Below are 18,545 nucleotides of genomic sequence, written 5' to 3'. Positions count from 1 at the left end.
CAGCGTTTCCCCGGCGAGGGCGACTTGCCAACCGGGATCGCGGGGCGAAAGGTGGGCGGCGCGTGACGGACTGCAGCCGGAATGCGGGGATGCCGGCGCGACGCCGGGACCGCCGCCGGGAAAGGGAGCTGAATGCGGAAGATCGCCATCATCGGTGGAGGCGTCTCTGGCCTCGGGGCCGCATGGGCGCTGCATCACGATTCGGACCGGTTCGACTTCCGGCTCTTCGAGGCCCGCGAGCAGTTGGGCGGGAACGCCGTCACGGTCGACATGCCCCAGGAGGACGGCGGCTCGATCCCCTTCGACATCTCCGTCACCGCCTGCATTCCGTCCGTATATCAGCACTTCATGGCGTTGCTGGAACAGTTCGGCATCGACCTGATCGACACGAGGTTCAGCTACAGCGTCAAATATCGCGGGGGGACCTACGCTCACGATTTCGATTCGGACATCAGAGAACAACTGCAGCACGAGATCCGGAAGTTCCAGCGCATCCTGCGGGTGCTGCACCGCTTCGGCCGGCTCACGAATGCGCGCTCGAAGTTCCTGAACGCCCTCAATCCGTTCAACTACATCAGCATGGGAACGGTCCTCAATTTGGCCGGCCTCTCCGGGGACTTCAGGTACAAGATCCTGAAGCCGATGTTCGTCAACTTCCTGATGGCGACCAACGTCTTCGACATGCCCGCCTCTCTGTTCTCCAAGTACCTCGAATTCTTCGACATCGAAGTCGCGACGACGATGCAGACATGGGACCAGGGTACCAGGCGGATCTACGAGAAGCTGTCGGCGGGTTTCCGGGACAGGATCTATCTCAACCGGCCCGTCCGTAAGGTGTACCGGCGGCCGTCCCATGTCGTCGTCGAGGACGAGAACGGCGCAGAGGAAAGGTTCGACGCGGTGATTTTCGCTAGCAACGCGAACCAGACGCTGATGATGCTGGACGAGCCGTCGTTCCTGGAGCGCTACATCCTCTCATCGATCCGCTACGAGAGCGAACTCCACAACCATACCGTCGTGCATTCGGACGCCTCGGTCCTGCCGGATGACGAGGTGAAGGCGGTGGAGACGCGGAGCAACCATATCGAGCAGTACGGCGCCAGGCCGGACAACTACGAGATCACGTACATCATGCACAACCAGCAGCCGTGGGCGAAGCGGTCGGACAAGCCCTGCCTGGTGACATACAACCCGATCAGCAAGATCGATGACGGGAAGGTCATCAAGCGCTGGTGGTTCCAGCATATCGTGCACGACGTGCGCCACGTCGCGTGGATCGTCCCCCTGTTCCGCCTCATTCAGGGCAGGAAGGGGAGCTGGCACTGCGGTGCCCACACGCTGATCAACAGCCAGGAAACGGCTTTCGTCACGGGACTCGCGGCTGCGAGACAGATCGGCGCGGACTACCCCTTCGAGGACTCCGGGGCGCGGAAGATGTTCAACTACTACGGCCGCGTCATGTACGGCTGGCGCTTCAGGAAAGCCTGAGGGTCAGTCGCGGCGTCAGGGTCAGTCGCCGTCGTCCTCCGCGTGGCGTCTCGCGATCCGCTCCAGCTTGGGGCCGATGGAGGTCATCACCGCCGCGAACAGCACCACGACCCAACCCGCCGAGAGGATCAGGTGGATGCCGACGAGCGCGCGGGCGCCGACCGAAACCGGGGCAACGGTCGCGAAGTCCTGGCCGAGGGCAGCGAAGAACGAAAAGAACAGCCAGTCGACGATCCCGGTGCCGGCGGCGGAGAACGCCCCCGGGCTGAAGTGTTCCAACATGCCGTAGAAACCGGCGAACAGGACGATGATCGTCACGTAGCCGATGGCGAACCCGCCGATCGGGATCCACATGACGCGCAGGTAGTCGGAGAGGCCGCTGTACACTCGAAACCGCGGGCGGAACCAGATGATCGCTGCGCGCCCGAATACGAAGAAAGCCGCCGTGACGGCCAGTTCAAGGAGCAGCAAGCCCGCTGCGGTCCCCAGGCCGGTGCCGATGCCCAACCGGGGGTCGTCCTCCATCAAACCCAGGACAATCGCGCCACCCGCATACCCGACGGTGGGAACCGTGGCGAGCACCAGCAGCGCGGGAGGGCGGGTGTCGCGCCATCCGGCGGCGCGGCGGCTGAGCAGGCCGGCCGAAAGCGCCACGAAAGGCACGAACAGAAAGATGTCCACGAAGAGCGACGGTGTCGCCAGCGCATAGATGGCGGGCAGGAGCCCAAGCGCGAGGAGGACGGATACGAACAACGTCTCCTTGAACGCGTCCCGATAGCCCGCGAAGGAGGTCCCCCCGACCCCGTCCAGCAGGTCTTCGCCGTGGATCAGGCCGACGCCGAAGGCGAGCACCGGCGACATGGCAATGGCTCCGCTTGTGACGGCCACCCTGGAGGCAAGCACGGCGCCGATGCCGACCAGCGAGCCGACGAGGATGCCGGTCCACGGCCTCGGCCCCCGGTTCCCGCTGAGGCCGACCGCCGCACCGATGGCGAGACCGCACCCGGCGCCCACCGCGACGCCGGCGTTGCTCCCCGCCGTGGCGTAGCCGAAGGGCACGACGATGACGGCGACCGCGGCCGCAATCCGGACTGCCAGCCAGATCAAGCGGTGCACGGGTTCCGCCTCACGGTGGTCATTCGCCGTCTTCGTCCTCCTGCTGCCGCGCGATCCGGGCGAGCTTCGGCTCGATGGAGGTCATCACCGCCGCGAACAACACCAGTGCCCAGCCTACCGCGAGGATCAGGTGCACGCCGACCAGCATTCTGGCACCGGACGAGACCGGGACGATGGCCGCGTAGTCCTGGGCCACCGCGGTGAAGAAAGAGAAGGACACCCAGTCCGCAATCCCTGTGCCCGGGTCGGCGAACGCGCCCGGGCTGAAACGCTCCAGCGTTCCGTAGAATCCCGCGAAGAGAAAGATGATCGTCAGATAGCCGGCCGCGAACCCGCCGATCGGGACCCACATGACCCGCAGGTAGGCGGCGAGCTGGCCGTACACCTCCAGCCGCGGACGGAGCCAGGCGGCGGCGGCGCGCCCCAGAAGAAACCCGGCCGCCGGAATCAGCACCAAAATGGAGGTCATGGATATCACGATTGCCGCAACCTGCTGGATGCCCGACAAGGCTTCGAAATCCCTAATCACCCCGAACCCGAACAGGAGGCCGAAGCCGACGGGCAGCGCAACCGCACCGAGGACCAGCAGCAGGGGGGGGCGGGCGTCGGTCCCATCTCTCGCGGCGCCGGCTGAGGAGGCCGAGCAGCAGCGCGGTCCAAGGCATGAGCAGCAGAGGCATGAGCACCAGCAATAGTCCCAGAAGGAGATCGTTCACTACCCCCGCTGCCATTGCGGGGATGAGCCCCAGGCTCAGCAGGACGGCGATGATGAACGTCTCCCGGATCACATCCCGGTACCTGTGGAACGACGACCGGCCGAGCCCATCGATCAAGCCGACCGCCAGGGCGAGCTGGGGCGCCAGGATGACGCCCCAGCCGGTCCACGCCGCGCTCAGGAACGTCGTGAAGACGCCGAGCGTGGAGCCGATCAGGATGCCGGTCCACGGGTGACGCCCCGATCCCCCCCGGAGGCCGACGCCGACACCGACGGCAACCGCAAACCCCGCCCCCAGCAGAACGTCGGTGTGGTTCCCGGGTGATCGCGTACCCACAGGTTGCGACGACGAGCGCGACCGCGGCCGCAATCCGGATCCCCAGCCAGATCAAACGACTCATGGTTCCTCCTCCGCGTGGCGTCTGGCGATCCGATTGAGCTTCGGGCCCACGAATGACATCACCGCCGCAAACAGTACCACGACCCACCCCGCCGAGAGGATCAGGTGGGTACCGACCAGCAAGCGCGCGCCGTCAGAGACCGGGGCCGTCGTCGCGTAATCCTGGGCGAGGCCGGTGAAGAACGCGAAGAAGAGCCACTCCTTGATGCCGACGGCGGCGTCGGCGAAGGCGCCGGGGCTGAAACGCTCGAGCATTCCGTAGAACCCCGCGAACAGCACGATGATCATCAGGTAGCCGACGGCGAACCCTCCGATGGGCACCCACATGATGCGCAGGTAGTCGGCAAGCCGGCCGTACACGCCAAGGCGCGGCTGCAGCCACGTGATGGCGACGCGCCCCAGCAGGAACGCGGCGGCGGGAGCCGTAACCAGCACGAGCGCCCTGAGGCCGGCGTATTGCAGAGCCGGAACCGTCCATGGGGTCGAGAGCCATACCGCCTGCCCTTGCACAATCAGAAAGAGCAAGAGCGCAAACGACAGTGCCGCACTCACGACGAGGAGCCAGGGAGGACGGGTGTCCTGCCAGCCCTCCCGGCGGTGGCTGAGGAGCCCCGCCATCAGCGCGATCCAGGGCGTGCAGAGGAGTGGAACCAGAACGAAGCGCAGGCTGTCCGACGCGACCCAGGCGGGGGAAAGCCCCAAGCCGATGAGGACAGACAGGATGACTGTCTCCCGGCTCATGCCCCGATACCGGGAGAAGGAGGTCTCGCGGAGCCCGTCATGCATGCCGACCGCCAGTGCCAGGTTCGGTGCGACGAGAAGGCTAACGCTGTTCCAGGGCGTGGCGCCGGCAATCAAGGCGGTGGAGATCCCGACCATCGAACCAATGAGGATACCCATCCACGAACCGGCTTGCGGGCCTCCCCGGAGGCCGATGCCCACGCCGATGGCGAGCCCGCAGCCCGCTCCCATCCAGACATCGCGGTGGACCTCGGTGATCGCGTAACCGAAGGGCACCACGACGAGCGCGACCGCGGCCGCAGTCCGGGCCGCCCGCCAGACCAAACGGCGCGGTTTCCCCTTCATTGGAGCTCCGGCTAACGCTCCGAGACGACCGTCGGGGCCTCCTCGGCCTCAAGCGTTTCGAGCACCTGTCGCCACTGGAACTTCTCTCCCATGCCGCGCACGTAGTAATCCATCCAGGCCATCTCGCTCACCGCCTTCACAAGCCGGTTGCGCGGGTCGGGGATGCCGTGGCTCCGGCCGGGATACATGAACAGTTCCGTCGGGACGCCCAGCTTCTTGAGCGCCATGTGGAGTTCAACCGACTGCGGGCTCGGCACGCGCGGGTCGCCCTCCACCACGTGGATCATCGTCGGCGTCTTCGCGTTCGCGATGTACTTGAGCGGGGACTGGTCGAAGTACGTGTCGAAGTCCTCGTACAGGAAGCCGTCGCCCACGTAGAACTGCCGGTTACGCTGCACATCACTCTGCGCGTACATGCTGATCCAGTTCATCGTCCCGGCGCCCGAACTGATCGCCTTGAAGCGGTCCGTCTGCGTGAGGATCCAGTTGGACCAGTGGCCGCCCGCACTCCAGCCGAGCGCGCCCATGCGGTCGCCGTCCACGATGCCCTCGGCGATCAGGTGGTCCACGCCCGTGATGATGTCCTCGTAGCCCATCGTGAAGTAGTCGCCGACGATGTCCGTGCGGTGCGCGTTCCCGTAGTTCCGCGAGCCGCGGTAGTTGGGCTTGAGCACGGCGTAGCCCGCCCCCGCGTACACCTGCGCGCTGTACCCGCCGTTGAAGCGCAGGATGTCGGCCGACGCCGGCCCCCCGTGGATCGCGACGATGAGCGGATAGCGCGTCCCCTCCTCGTAGTCCACGGGATAGACGAGAACGCCTCCGACCATCTTCCCATCGGACGAACGCCAGTTGACCTCCGCCTCCTCGCCGAACGCCACCTCGCGCAGTTGGGGGTTCACGTCGACGAGTTGTGTCCACTTCGAGCGGTCCGGGACATCGTCCACGCTCGCGACGGCGAATACGGTGGGCGGCGTCTTCGGGTCGCTGTAGTTGATGAGAAGCGTGCCCGTGTCGTCATTCCGGGACACCGAGAGCGCCGCGAGCTCGTCGGTGAGCTGCCGCACCGCGCCGGTCTCCACGTCGAGGGCGTGCAACTGCGTCGTTACCTTCACGCCGGCGTTGAAGTAGATCGTGTTCGCATCCTCCGACCAGAACCCGACGCTCGAACTCTGGTCGAACTCCGCGCCCAGCTTCCGGAACGCCCCCCCGCGGTCCCCGAGCTCGCGGATGTAGATGCGGTTCTCCGTCATCGAGTAGCGCTCCATCTCGTCCGGCGCGGAGAAAGCGATCCAGCGGCCATCCGGGGAGAAGCTGAGTCCGCCCTCGCCGACCTCGTAGTTGTCGGTCAAGCGCTCGATCTCGCCCGTCGCCACTTCCATGAGGTGGAGGTCCGCATAGAGCCGCTGCGCAGTGATGTTGCGCTCGTAGCGCTTCGTCGAGCCGCCCGTGATCCCGATCCAGCGTCCGTCGTCGGAGATCGTGAAGCTGTTCACGCTGTAGGAGGGGTCGTCGGTCTCGCGCTCCTCGGCGGCCGACTCGACCTCGACGCTCCACAGGCTCGAGAGCGGGGTGACCGCGTTCCGGACGTCGACCGTGAAGCCCTCCTCGCGCCGCTTCACCTCGTCCTCGTCGAACGAATCGGGGCGCGCGAAGTAGACGCGGCTTCCGTCAGGGGAGAAGTCCCACTGGTCCACGCCCGCCTCGCCGTCGGTGATCTGTTCGGGCTCGGCGTCCGCGAGGTCGTCGGCCGGCAGCCGGTAGAGTTGCTCCCGGTTGGATTCCCCGGAGCGATACACGAGCCAGCGCCCGTCGGGGCTGAACGCGAAGCCGGACACGCCTTCCTCCGCGTCGGTGATCTTCCGGGCCTCGCCCCCGTCGTGGCGCATCATGTAGAGCTGGGTGTCGTCCCCATCCCGGTTGGAGGCGAAGAGGAAAAACGACCCGTCCGGACCCCAGGTCGGGCTGCGTTCGTCCTTGTCCTCGGTGTAGGTGAGCCGGCGATCCGACGGGACGCCCTCGCTCAGCGACACGAGGTGGATGTCCGTCTGGGACTCGGCCGCCTCCCAGTCGGGGGTCGTCACGGTGTAGAGCATCCACGCGCCGTCCGGACTCGGCGTCCATGAGCCGGCGCGTTTCATCTCCTGCACATCCATGAACGTGAATGGCCGCTCCTGCGCGGCGAGCGGCATCTGCGGGGGCAGCGCGAGCACTGCGGCGGGAAGAACGAGGGCGACGGAAAGGGAACGCATCTGAACCTCGGTACCATGGGTAACGTGTAGTCTGTCCCAATCATACGACTTTCGTATTGCGTGAACGATGGATCGAGCCTCGTGGCAGATGACGTAAACGCGACGCAACTCTCTCGCGTCGAACCTGTGTCCCCAGTCCGAGATCGATGTTCCCTGTCCACACCTCCCCCGCGGGGCGCAAATGCACCGACCCAGGTTCGGCCTGCCAGGCGGCGCCGTACTACTGCTCACCGTTTCGATTCTCATGGCGCCGCAGGCGCTCGCCGGCCAGGAGGTCGTTGAGAGCGCAGCCCCGCGTGACGCCGACCTGACGCTGGCCGACGAGCCGCTGGTGCGGATCGGGATCGTCGACGGTCCGCTCGAATACATCTTCGGCAACGTGACGGGTGGGGTTCGTCTCGAGGACGGAAGCGTCGTCGTCGCGGACGAGCAGAGCGGCAACCTCCGCCGTTACGACGCGAACGGTCGTCACCTGTGGACCAGCGGGCGATCGGGCGAGGGGCCGGGGGAGTACAAGGGGCTGCGGCTGCTCAGGAACTGCCCCGGGGCACCGCTCACCGTCTTCGACTGGAGTCTCGACCGCATCACCGAGCTGGATCTCGATGGCAACGTACTCGCGACGCGCTCGCTCCTTGCAGCCGGCGTCCGCCCTTACAACGACCCCTTCTGTGCGCCTGACGGCCGCCTGGTCTACACGCCGTGGCCCGACGACATGGGTGCGAGCTACGAGGAAGACCTGGCCGAGGGGGACCTCTACCGGTGGCAAACGGTCCTCGAATCCTTCGAGAGGGATAGCGTCGTCACCCTCCGCTCGGGGATCCCGGGCGCCGAACGGTTCTTCATCCAGGCCGGGGCCAGCGGTCCGCGCTGGTGGGGGCGTGACATGGAGTTCGCGCCTGCCGGCACCGGCGTGTGGTACGGGACGGCCGATGACTACGAACTCGAGCACCTGGACTGGACGGGTCGGGTGACGCGGGTGGCCCGCTGGGGCGGTCCCGACCTCACGGTGACGGGCGACCGCGTCGACAGCTATCGGGAAGGGTGGCTGGCGCGGTACGACGAGGACGAAGCCCGGCGGAACTTCGAGCGGGACGTCTGGCCCGACATCCGGGATCAGCTTCCGGAGCGCTTCCCGGCGTACGAGGCTCTTATCCCACTGCCGGACGGCGCCTTCTGGGTCAAGACCCACGCCTGGCTGGCTGCGGGCGAGGAGCTGCATCTTCTGGACGCGAACGGCGTATGGCTTCGCCGCCTCACGCTGCCGAGCGGCGTCGTCCTCGACGCGGGGCGGGACTGGGTCCTCCTGCGCCAGCGCGACGAACTGGGCGTTCCGACCGTCGCCCTCTACGGACTGGTCGCGAACTGACGGTGACGTAGTGCTGCCGTAGCTCCACGTCTCTGGTTCGCTCCTCCGGCGACTCCACCGATCCATCCGACGGCGCGCCACCCACTGTTGCCACCTGCTCCGTCGCTTGCCCCGATTCCATAGCTGCTTATATATCTTACATATATATATGGCGACACAACTATTGGGCGACACATCGCAGGGTGGCGGTGCCCTGATCCGGCGGCGAGACCGGACCATCCTGTTGTTCGGGCTCGTTGCCGGCCTCTCCTGCGGAGACGCTTCGACGGCGCCGACCCCTCCTCCGCCGCCGCCGACCCCCTCGCCGCAACCGACCTCGGTGACCGTGACCCCGGCCCCGGCCGAAATGAGCGCCTTGGGAGGCACCCTGCGATTGGGGGCGGAGGTGCGCGACCAGACGGGCCAGGTGATAACGGGCGCCGCGGTGTCCTGGTCGAGCGGTGACACGTCGGTGGTGGCGGTGGACCCGGCTGGCCTCGTGACGGCGACCGGCGCGGGTACTGCGGAGGTCACGGCGCAGGCCCGATCCGTGACGGGGACGGCCCGCGTGTCGGTGCGGCCGTCCGTGGCTTGGGTGGGGATCACGCCATCGGCAGCCACACTCGCCATTGGCGACACGGCGCGGCTGTCGGCGGAGGCGCGGGACGCAAACGGCCATCCGGTGTCGGGCACGGTCTTCGCGTGGAGTTCGAGCGACCCCACAGTCGCGACCGTCGACGACGGTGGGCTGGTGCGGGGGCTCGCCGAGGGCATGGCGACCATCACCGCCCAGTCCGGTCCGATCACCGGGACCTCTGCGATCAACGTCCCGGACCCGGACCCGGAGCGGGCCGCCCTCAACGCGCTGTATCGATCAGCCGGCGGTCCCGGCTGGAGGAATCGCGACGGCTGGCTGAGCGACGAGCCGCTGGGGCAATGGCATGGCGTGAAGACGGACGCGGGCGGAAGGGTGACGAGCCTGCACCTGCCCGAGAACAACCTGATCGGTACTCTCCCCACGGAAGTCGGAGACCTGTCACACCTGGAAGAGTTGAACCTCTACCGGAACGGCATCTCGGGACCGCTCCCGCCCGAAATCGGGAATGCGGCCCGTCTCGGCAACCTCGATCTCGGATGGAACGAGCTTACCGGTCCGATCCCGCCGACGCTGGGCAGGCTCGTCAATCTGCGCAGAATAAGCTTCGAGTCGAACCAACTCAGCGGTCCGATCCCGCCGGAGTTGGGGGCCCTGTCCGAGTTGAGTTTCCTCAACCTGTTCCGCAACAAACTGAGTGGCCCGGTTCCGGCCGACCTTTCCGGCCTCCGCATGCTTGAACGGCTGTTCTTGGACGAGAACGCGTTGACTGGAGCGATCCCGTCCTCATTCGTCGATCTCACGAACCTTGACAGCTTCAGATGGGCGGGAGCCGGCGGTCTCTGTGCTCCGGGGACGACGAGCTTCGAGCGGTGGCTGCGCCAGAGAGATGCGGTGGGGCCCCGCTGTAACGAAGCGGATCGATCCACCCTCGCGGGCCTGTTCGAAGCCATGGACGGAGCGATCTGGGTCCGGTCCACCGGCTGGCAGAGCGACGAAGCACTGGAAGAATGGCACGGCATCGGCGCCGACTCGCTCGGACGCGTCAGCAGCCTCGATCTGTCGCGTAATGGGCTGACGGGACGCATTCCGCTCGTGATCACACTGCTGCAGCAAATGACCGTGCTTCGACTCGGAGGGAATGCCCTGGAGGGCTCGATCCCTCAGGCTCTGTCCTCGCTCGCGCTGGAGGAGTTTCGCTACGGGGGTACGGAACTCTGCGTGCCGCCGTCACCACACTTCCGAGCCTGGCTGGAGGCGATACCCGTCAGGTCGGGAACGGATGAGCAATGTCCGCGTCTCACGGATCGCGAGATTCTCGGCCTGTTGTACGAGGCGACGGAAGGAGAGCGCTGGGAGAGGCGCGACAACTGGCTGAGCGACGCGCCGCTGGGGGACTGGTACGGCGTTGAGACGGACGCTGATGGGAATGTGGCGTGGCTGAGTCTCCCGTCGAACAACCTGCGCGGCCCCATACCAGCGGAGCTTAGTCAGTTCGCCGCGCTCCGGAGCCTGGAACTGCCCCACAACTGGCTGACAGGCGGGATCCCTCCCGCGCTGATCGAGCTTGAGGGGCTCGAGTGGTTCAACTTCAGGGACAACCAGCTTTCCGGTCCGATACCGCCCGAGTTGGGCGCCTTTCCGGCGTTGACGAACCTGCATCTTGACTCAAACCGGCTGAGTGGCCCGATCCCCCCCGAACTGGGGAACCTGTCGACACTCGAGGAACTGCTGCTCAGCAATAACCGGCTGACTGGACCGATCCCGCCGGAGTTGGCGAACCTGTCGGAAGTGATCGTCATATGGCTGGACAACAACGAGCTGGAAGGTCAGATACCGCCGGAGCTCGCGGACCTGCCCTCCGTCGAGACCCTGTACCTGGGATTCAACCATCTGTCCGGAGAGATCCCCCCCGAGCTTGGCTCCCTCAGGAGCATTCGGGGTTTGGCCCTTGACGGCAACGAACTGGCCGGGCCGATCCCCCCCGAACTTGGCGCGCTCGGCGCGCGTGGAGCCTACCCCATGGATGGTGAACTCAACCTGAGGCTCAACAGTCTCTCGGGTCCGATTCCGGCCGAGTTGGGGAACCTCCGGAGTCTGGAGACACTGCTGCTTGGTCACAACCATCTCCAGGGGCCGGTGCCTCCCGAACTCGGCGCGATGACACGCCTCGATTGGCTGGATCTGGCGGGCAATGCAGGACTGACCGGCCCATTGCCGCCGAGTCTCAGGGAACTCCCGGCGCTGTCGCGGTTCGAAGGGAGGGGGACCGGCTTGTGCGTGGCAGGCGGAGCCGTCGACCCGGAGTGGTCGGGCCTCGTGCGCCTGCCCCCATGCGAGTCGGTAGCGGACGCCGGTTCCGGGGCGTACCTGACTCAGGCGGTGCAGTCGCGGGACTTCCCTGTGTCGCTCATTGCCGGCGAGACGGCGCTCCTGCGCATCTTCGTCACAACAGAGGAGAGCACCGGCGAGCCGATCCCTCCGGCCCGGGCGACCTTCTTCGTCGGTGGCGGTGAGATCTACACGGTCGACGTCCCGGGACAGTCGACACCCATGCCGACCCGAATCGCCGATGCGGAGCGTGCGCTGGACCGTTCCGCCAACGTGTGGATTCCGGGCGAGGTGATCCGGCCCGGCCTCGAGATGGTGGTCGAAATCGATCCGGCCGGGACGCTGGATCCCGGTCTTGGTGTGTCGACTCGGATTCCCGAGTCGGGCCGGAGGGCCGTGCCGGTTCGGGCGATGCCGCCCTTCAATCTGACCGTGGTGCCATTCCTCTGGCGGAGCGGTCCGGATTCCGCGGCAGTGAGGACCGCCGCGGAGATGGCGGCGGATCCCGAGGGCCACGAGCTGCTCGGGGAGCTTCACAACCTCATGCCGGTCGGTGACCTGTCCGTACAGGCTCATGGGCCCGTGTGGACCACCAGCAACGATTCGGACAGTCTCCTCGATGAGGTGGGTGTCGTCCGTTACATGGAGGGTGGGACCGGCTATTGGATGGCAGTGCTCTCCGGGGAAGCCACGGGCGCCTGGGGCGTGGCCTGGATCCCCGGCCGGACGAGCTATGTCCGACTCGCCGGAGGCGGACCGGATGTGGTGAGAACGGTGGCGCACGAACTCGGCCACAACATGCGGCTTTGGCATGCCCCCTGCGGTGTCCGAGCCGCGGTGGATCCCGCTTACCCCCACCGTGGCGGAGCCATCGGTGCGTGGGGCCTCGACTCCCGTTCCGGCCAGGAGGTCCTGATACCGCCGACGGTGTCGGATCTGATGTCCTACTGTGATCCGAACTGGATCAGCGAGTACCATTTTTCGGGTGCGCTCCGCTACCGCCTGGCCAGCGAAGCGGCGGCGGATCGCGCGGCGTCGCCGGAGCCCACGCTCCTCCTGTGGGGCGGCACGGAGGTGGACGGCACGCCCTATCTGCGCCCCGCCTTCGCCATCGAAGCGCCCCCGGCGCTCCCGGACTCTGCGGGTCCAAGTCGGCTCGTCGGGCGGACGGGCAACGGCGAGATCCTGTTCTCGATCAGCTTCGCGATGACGCCCGTGGCGGATCGGGAAGGCCGGGCGGGCTTCGTGTTCGGCGTCCCCTATCGTCCCGAATGGGCCGGCCTCCTCGACGCAATCGAACTCACGGGTCCGACGGGATCGGCGGCCCTCGACCGAACGACGGATCGCCCCTCCGCGATCCTGCGCGATCCCGCCAGCGGCCGCGTGCGGGCCATCCTGCTGGACCGGGCCTCCGCGCTGGCCGCCGCCGCGGGCGAACCCGGCGCACTGCCTCTGCCGCCGAACCTCGAGGTCCTCTTCAGCCGCGGTCTCCCCGAGCCGCCGCCCGAACGGCGTTAGACGGGCTCAGCGCGCCACGCCACCCCTCGGCGGGCGAGGAACAGCTCTTGCGACGGCACGCCGGGTAAACGCTCCTCCCTCTGCCGGCGTTTCACCTCTCGAAACCACACGAGAAGAAAAGGGACCGAGCGCCCCATGCTCTCCGACCGAGAGATCCTGGAGTTGGCCGAAAAGGCCGGGAAGGGAGAGCGAGGGGCGCTCGATAGGCTGGTGGGTGCTCTCCGTCCCCTCGTGTGCCGGTGGGCCCTGGTCATGACCGGCGATCCGGATGATGCGGAGGACATCGCGCAGCTCGTCCTGATGAAGACGCTGAGATCGATCGGGAGCTTCGATGGTCGCGCCAGGGTGACGAGCTGGGTCTACCGGATTACTCGGAACGCCAGCCTGGACCTCCGGCGAAGCAAGCGGCGGGACCGGCGGTTGGCCGAGAGGGCGGAGTGGATGGCGGAGGTCCAGGCGCCGCTACTGGAGGATCCGCTCGATGACATCGAGATGAAGAGAACCATGCGATTGATTCGGTCGCTGCTGGGCGGACTGTCCATGAGGCAGCGGGAGGTCTTCGATCTGGTGGATCTGCAGGGACTGAGACCCGCGGAAGCGGCGAGGCTGCTGGGGATGAACCCGAACACGCTGCGCGTACACCTGCTTCGCGCGCGGCGCAGGATGCGGAAAAAGATGTTGGCGCGACCCACGGAGACGGACACCAGGGGGACCGATGGCTGAACGAGACGCCGAGCGCATCGCACGGGACGCACGGAACATGCACGCCGTCCTGTCGGCGCTGGCAAACCAGCTCAGCGAAGGCCTGCCTGCCATAGCCCCCGAGCATGCCACGCCCGTGCAGCGGCGACTCGTGTGGCGCCGGTGGACCGTGGGCCCGCTCGCGGCGGCCGCCGTCATGGCGGCCCTGATCCTGTTGCCCAACGGAGCTATCGAAGAAGTCGGCCCCCCCCCTGCGTCCCCTCCACGCAGCATGGTGAGCGAAATGGATGTGGAGGCCGACAGGCCGTTCGTGGTCTTCCCCACGAATGATCCCGACATCGCCGTCGTATGGCTGCTCAGCCCGGAGGAGAGTGACTGATGATCGAGAATGCGAGAAGGAGTATCCGATGCGCTTTGATCCTGGCGCTGGCCCTCGGCACGCTTCCGGGCGTCGTAAGCGCGCAGGAGTCGGAGGAGCCCGTGGAGCCCGTCCGGAACGTGCAGCTCTTCTTTCACCTGGTCGAGGCGGACGGCTTCACCGATGACGACCCCGAGATCAGCGACGTCGTGAGCGAACTCAGGAAGCTGTTCAACTTCGAGGGATACCGGCTCCTGTCGACCTCGATGCTGAATGTCGGCCTGGCCCGGACCTCGAACGTCGCCTTTGGCGGCACCGGGTCCCAGAGAGTCTTCGCTGATGATTCGGAGACACCCCTGACGATCCACGCCGAGGTTACCACACGCCGGTACGAGAGGCACGTACGTGCCAAGGTGACCCTCACCGAGGGGACCTCCGGCTCCCGGAGGTATGAGGGGCGTGAGTGGGGGGGCGTCCTGATGGATCTGTCGGGGCCCCTGCTCGAAGCATCGGTCACGATCCGCGATGGTCAGAGAGTGGTGTTGGGATCGGCTCGCCGCTCCGCGGGGGAACCCGTGCTCATCCTGATCGTGACACCTAGAATTGACCAGACGTGATCACCGGTTCGTGCGATTCATCCCGGCATCGCTCGCGTCTGGCAACTCGACGTCCACAGGCGCGAATTCCATGAGGCGGCATCTGATCCTCACGGGGGTGTGTCTATCGGTCCTCGCGGGTTGTGGCGACGCCCGCTCGCACGCCGAACTGATGGCCGACGCGGCCGCCGATGCGGAAGCCGTCGAGTTCGAGCGCGCCATGGCCCGCTACGACTCGGCGCGCGCCGCATCGCCCGACGACGCCGAGGCGCACCGGCAGTACGCCACGCTCGCCAGCTATTTCAGCCTGCATGCGGCCGCCGTGCGGGCCTGGCGGCGCGTGCTCGAACTGGAACCCGGCGATTCCGCTGCCTGGGAAGGCTACATCCACGATCTTCGCTGGGCCGGCATCTTCGAGACCGACCGGAGGTACGGAGAAAGAATCCTCCAGGTCCTCCCGGAGGCACTCCGCCACGCGCCGGCCCGGCCCGTCATCTACAGCGAAGCACAGGACGCGGCGGAGGACCTCGGACAGCTCGACGCGTACGGCGCGATCCTCGCCAAGGTACGGGCGCTGCGGCCGGATGACCAGATCCTGCTCCACGCCGCCGATGCGCTCCGTGCCGCGCTCGCCGATAGGGAGGAGGGCGAACGGGCACAGGTCGTGAGGGATTCCATCGCGGGGGCGCTCGACGCGATCGCGGCCCGGGCCGAAGACGATGCGGACGTTGCGGCCCCGGTCCTGTACCGGCTCGCGGCGGGATACGACGACTTCGGGATCCTCCGGCGGGAAGGCGACGCGGACCGCTGGCTGGAACGACTCGAGGCGGCGCCCGACCGGGGTGTGTTGGCGGATGACCTGCGGTACTGGGATCTGACCGTGGACTTCAATATGGCCCGGCTCGGCCATGCGGACAGTACGGTCGACATGGGGCGCCTCGCCGCCGAGGGGTTGAAGTCACGGGATCTCGGGCGCCGCGGCGCGTGGGTAGACCGGCACCACACGGTTGTGACGCAGCGTGTGCTCGCTTCAATCGCCGGTGATGCGCCGAGCAGCAGGACGGTGTGGGGGGCGGCGACCGTCGCGGCAGAACCACCGCATGCGCCGCTCGACCCGGAGGCGGCCGAGCAGCTGCTCGATGCCTCGATGGCCGTGGTCCGCTGGCGTGAGGGTGTGTTTTCCGCACTCCGCGGCCTGCTCTACTTCGGGATCGAGCCGCGGGCCGTGCTCGATGCGGCGACCGCGATCGAGGGAGACTTGCGCGCACACAGCCCGGGATACCTGTACCCCGGCGTCCGCGGCGACGAGCGCGAGCGGTCGCGGCAGATCCTGATCGACAGGGCCCGCATCCTCCAGGCCCGCGCCCTCACGCAACTCGGCGAGATCGAAGCGGCGGGCGAACTGTTCGAGCAGGTGGCGACCGAGTCCAGACGTGAGACCACGCTTGGGGAGTACGGGCGTCATCTCCTCCGCACGGACCGGCCGGTGGAAGCGCTCGACGCCTTCGTGGAGGCGATCGCCTTCGGCGGTTCCCGGTTTGAGCCCCTCGCGGAAGAAGCCGCCGCAGCCGCTGATCTGTCTCCCGAAACCGTCGAGGAGCGGCTCGCCGTACGGCGCCCCGTCGTCGAGGAGGAGATGGAGCGGCGCGAACTGGGCGATCGACTCGAGCGCGAGGCCCCGGCGTTCGTGCTCACGGACCAGACCGGAATCGAGTGGCGGCTGAGCGACCTCGAGGGGAAGATCGTCGTGCTCAAGTTCTGGGCGACCTGGTGCGGTCCGTGCCTCCTGGAGTTCCCACATTTCGTCGAACTCCTGAAAACGTATGAAGACGACGAGGATGTCGTGTTCCTCACCGTCGCCACGGCCGGATCTCCCCGCGAAGAGGTCGCGCGGCAGATCGAGGAGGGCGGCTTCACGTTCCCCGTCCTGTTCGACGAGCAGGGGCTCGCCCTCGACTACGAGATCCTCGGCTATCCGACGACGTTCTACCTGGATCAAGCGGGGTTCATCCAGTTCAAGCGCGAAGGCTTCGAGGAATCCGGCTACGAAGAAGGCGTCGCCCGCCGCGTCGACGCCCTGCGCACTACGGCCGACGCGCCGGCTTCGTCTTGACTGCGGCGACTGCGGTGATCCACGGCCGATGATCTCGACGCTCACTCTCGCAGCTTTCGCGGCCGCGTCCATTGGGGCGCAGGATGTCGTAGAGAGCGCCGAAGCGCGCGACCCCGATCTGACGCTGGCCGAGAAGCCGCTGGTCCGCATCGGCGCGCTCGATGGTCCGCTCGAGTACATCTTCGGCGACGTGACGGGCGCCATTCGTCTGGACGACGGCAGCTTCGTCGTCGTGGACGAGCAGAGCGACAACGTGCGCCGATACGACGCGAACGGACGACACCTGTGGACGAACGGGAGGGAAGGGGACGGGCCCGGAGAATACCGGGGCCTGCGCCTCCTGCGGAATTGCCCCGGTGCGGCGGTCACCGTCTTCGACTGGGTCCAGGACCGCATCACCCAACTGGATCTCGACGGCAACGTCGTCGACACGCGCACGCTCAACTCCATCGGCGTGAATCCGTACGGGGAACCCGCCTGCTCAACCGATGGTCGCCTCGTCTTCACGCCGTGGCCGGAGGATCGGCGAAGCGTCTTGGAGCGGACCGTGGGCGAGCAGTGGCGCTGGCGCGTGTCTCTGAGGGTTGCCGTGACCGACAGCGTGACCGTCCTGCAGTCCGGGATTCCGGGCGCAGAGCGGACCCGCATTTCCCGCGGCAGCGTCATGCCGAGCTACTGGGGACGAAGCATGGTCTTGGCAGCCGTGGACACGGGCGTATGGTTCGGTACATCCGACGACTACGAACTGCAGCATCTGGACTGGACAGGCCGGGTCACCCGCACCGCTCGCTGGCTCGGCCCGGACCTCGCCGTCACCGACCAGCAGGTCGACAGGTACCGGGACTACCTCTCGGGTCTGGACCGGTATTCCGACAGGGAGGGCCGCCGCCGCTTCGAGCGCGAGGTCTGGCCGGAGAGGCGGGCGTACCTACCCGAGCGCTTCCCCGCCTACGAATCCCTCCTCGCCCTGCCGGACGGGGGCATATGGATCAGGACGTACCGCTGGCGGGCGCCCGGCGAGAAACTGCACCTCCTGGACCGGGACGGCGTGTGGCTGCGGCGCCTCACGATGCCCGGCGGCTTTGTCCTGCTCGACGCCGGCCGGGACTGGGTGCTCGTCCGGCAACGCGACGCGTTCGGCGTCCCCGCCGTGGCCCTCTACGAACTCGTCGAAACCGACAGGTAGGAAATCCCCGGATAAGCCTGCCTCGGATCGCGGTTGAACGGGACTGCGGCAGGAGACTTCGGCGGTCAGCGGATGCAGACGATGTCGACGCCGTCCAGCTCCAACTCGGTCCACACCCTGTCGGCGGTGAGCGTTGTGAGGCCGAGTTGCCGGGCGGTGGCCAGGCACGCTCTGTCGCCCAGGCTCAGGCCGATGTGCCGGGTCAACCGGCGATATGATCCGCTCAGAAGTGCGGCCGAGGAATCGAAGGGTAACACATCGATGTTCGATTCAGCGAAGAACCCCTCAACTTCATCGGGCGTCCAACCTTCACCGCCGAGACGCGCAGCCACCTCGGCGGCGTTCACGGCCGAGATCGCCGCGCCCCGACGCACGTTTTCCCGAACCTGCGGAGCCCCGTCCTCCTCGAAAACGAGGGCCAGGAGCGCCGACGCATCCAGCAACACCGATGCCGGCATCACTCCTCGGCAGCCTCTCGACGCCGCTCCGCAATAAACGCATCCACGACACTGCCGGGGGTCCGCTTCCGCCGTCGGGCCAGCTCCTGGTAGCGGCGAATCACACCGTCCGTCGTGCTCAGCCGAAGCGTATCGCCCTCAAGTCCAATGACCAGGTGCTGTGGCCCCTGGATTCCCAGAGCCTTCCGGAATCTACCGGGCACGACCAGCCGCCCCGCGGCGTCGATCGCCACCCGCTCGCATTCGACCATGTTGCCCGCTGCGTGATCCGGTATGGCCATGGCACGAT

General features: G+C 67.1%; 15 protein-coding genes. 8 read left to right on the top strand and 7 right to left on the bottom strand.

Translation table 11 applies throughout. The annotated features are described in order from the left end of the window. The first annotated feature begins 132 nt into the window (after positions 1–132). Positions 133–1,488 carry an FAD-dependent oxidoreductase gene (locus ACOOGH_RS10800; protein ID WP_420448920.1) on the top strand — a complete coding sequence of 452 codons (1,356 nt, stop codon included), beginning with the start codon at positions 133–135 and terminating at the stop codon, positions 1,486–1,488. A gap of 21 nt (positions 1,489–1,509) precedes the next feature. Here ACOOGH_RS10800 and ACOOGH_RS10795 read toward each other — a convergent pair whose 3' ends face one another. The 5 genes from ACOOGH_RS10795 to ACOOGH_RS10775 are packed head-to-tail and all read right to left on the bottom strand — an operon-like array spanning position 1,510 to position 7,054. Next, positions 1,510–2,604 (bottom strand): hypothetical protein, encoded by a 1,095-nt coding sequence (locus ACOOGH_RS10795; protein ID WP_420448919.1) that lies wholly within the window; start codon positions 2,602–2,604, stop codon positions 1,510–1,512. Between the two features lie 19 nt (positions 2,605–2,623). Continuing rightward, positions 2,624–3,112: a hypothetical protein gene (locus tag ACOOGH_RS10790; protein ID WP_420448918.1), complete on the bottom strand. Its 489-nt coding sequence runs from the start codon at positions 3,110–3,112 to the stop codon at positions 2,624–2,626. A gap of 13 nt (positions 3,113–3,125) precedes the next feature. Beyond that, entirely contained in the window at positions 3,126–3,656 is a 531-nt protein-coding gene (locus tag ACOOGH_RS10785) for a hypothetical protein (protein ID WP_420448917.1), read from the bottom strand. 60 nt (positions 3,657–3,716) lie between these two features. After that, positions 3,717–4,805 (bottom strand): hypothetical protein, encoded by a 1,089-nt coding sequence (locus ACOOGH_RS10780; protein ID WP_420448916.1) that lies wholly within the window; start codon positions 4,803–4,805, stop codon positions 3,717–3,719. Positions 4,806–4,816: 11 nt separating this feature from the next. After that, positions 4,817–7,054 carry a S9 family peptidase gene (locus tag ACOOGH_RS10775; protein ID WP_420448915.1) on the bottom strand — a complete coding sequence of 746 codons (2,238 nt, stop codon included), beginning with the start codon at positions 7,052–7,054 and terminating at the stop codon, positions 4,817–4,819. 181 nt (positions 7,055–7,235) lie between these two features. Between ACOOGH_RS10775 and ACOOGH_RS10770 the strand changes: the two genes are divergently transcribed. From ACOOGH_RS10770 to ACOOGH_RS10740, 7 genes are all read left to right on the top strand, one after another. Next, the gene (locus ACOOGH_RS10770; protein ID WP_420448914.1) at positions 7,236–8,420 is read left to right on the top strand and encodes a hypothetical protein; all 1,185 of its coding nucleotides are present in this window, start codon (positions 7,236–7,238) and stop codon (positions 8,418–8,420) included. Between the two features lie 325 nt (positions 8,421–8,745). Further along, positions 8,746–12,843, top strand: a complete 4,098-nt coding sequence (locus tag ACOOGH_RS10765) for an Ig-like domain-containing protein (RefSeq protein ID WP_420448913.1) — start codon at positions 8,746–8,748, stop codon at positions 12,841–12,843. Positions 12,844–12,978: 135 nt separating this feature from the next. Beyond that, on the top strand, positions 12,979–13,566 hold the full coding sequence (locus tag ACOOGH_RS10760) for an RNA polymerase sigma factor (protein WP_420448912.1): 588 nt from the start codon (positions 12,979–12,981) through the stop codon (positions 13,564–13,566). Continuing rightward, positions 13,559–13,924 carry a hypothetical protein gene (locus ACOOGH_RS10755; protein WP_420448911.1) on the top strand — a complete coding sequence of 122 codons (366 nt, stop codon included), beginning with the start codon at positions 13,559–13,561 and terminating at the stop codon, positions 13,922–13,924. The genes ACOOGH_RS10760 and ACOOGH_RS10755 overlap by 8 nt, the downstream gene beginning before the upstream one ends. Next, positions 13,924–14,520, top strand: a complete 597-nt coding sequence (locus tag ACOOGH_RS10750) for a hypothetical protein (RefSeq protein WP_420448910.1) — start codon at positions 13,924–13,926, stop codon at positions 14,518–14,520. Before ACOOGH_RS10755 ends, ACOOGH_RS10750 begins: the two co-directional genes overlap by 1 nt. 70 nt (positions 14,521–14,590) lie before the next feature. Beyond that, positions 14,591–16,612 carry a redoxin domain-containing protein gene (locus ACOOGH_RS10745; protein WP_420448909.1) on the top strand — a complete coding sequence of 674 codons (2,022 nt, stop codon included), beginning with the start codon at positions 14,591–14,593 and terminating at the stop codon, positions 16,610–16,612. A gap of 28 nt (positions 16,613–16,640) precedes the next feature. Continuing rightward, positions 16,641–17,798: a hypothetical protein gene (locus ACOOGH_RS10740; protein ID WP_420448908.1), complete on the top strand. Its 1,158-nt coding sequence runs from the start codon at positions 16,641–16,643 to the stop codon at positions 17,796–17,798. Between the two features lie 65 nt (positions 17,799–17,863). On the opposite strand, the gene ACOOGH_RS10735 is transcribed toward ACOOGH_RS10740, so the two are convergent. Further along, on the bottom strand, positions 17,864–18,256 hold the full coding sequence (locus ACOOGH_RS10735) for a type II toxin-antitoxin system VapC family toxin (protein ID WP_420448907.1): 393 nt from the start codon (positions 18,254–18,256) through the stop codon (positions 17,864–17,866). After that, positions 18,256–18,537, bottom strand: coding sequence for a hypothetical protein (locus tag ACOOGH_RS10730; protein ID WP_420448906.1), 282 nt, complete (start codon positions 18,535–18,537; stop codon positions 18,256–18,258). The genes ACOOGH_RS10735 and ACOOGH_RS10730 overlap by 1 nt, the downstream gene beginning before the upstream one ends. Positions 18,538–18,545 lie beyond the last annotated feature (8 nt).

This window comes from Candidatus Palauibacter sp., from assembly GCF_965213655.1.
Classification (GTDB): domain Bacteria; phylum Gemmatimonadota; class Gemmatimonadetes; order Palauibacterales; family Palauibacteraceae; genus Palauibacter.
This window is presented reverse-complemented; position numbering and strand designations above follow the sequence as displayed.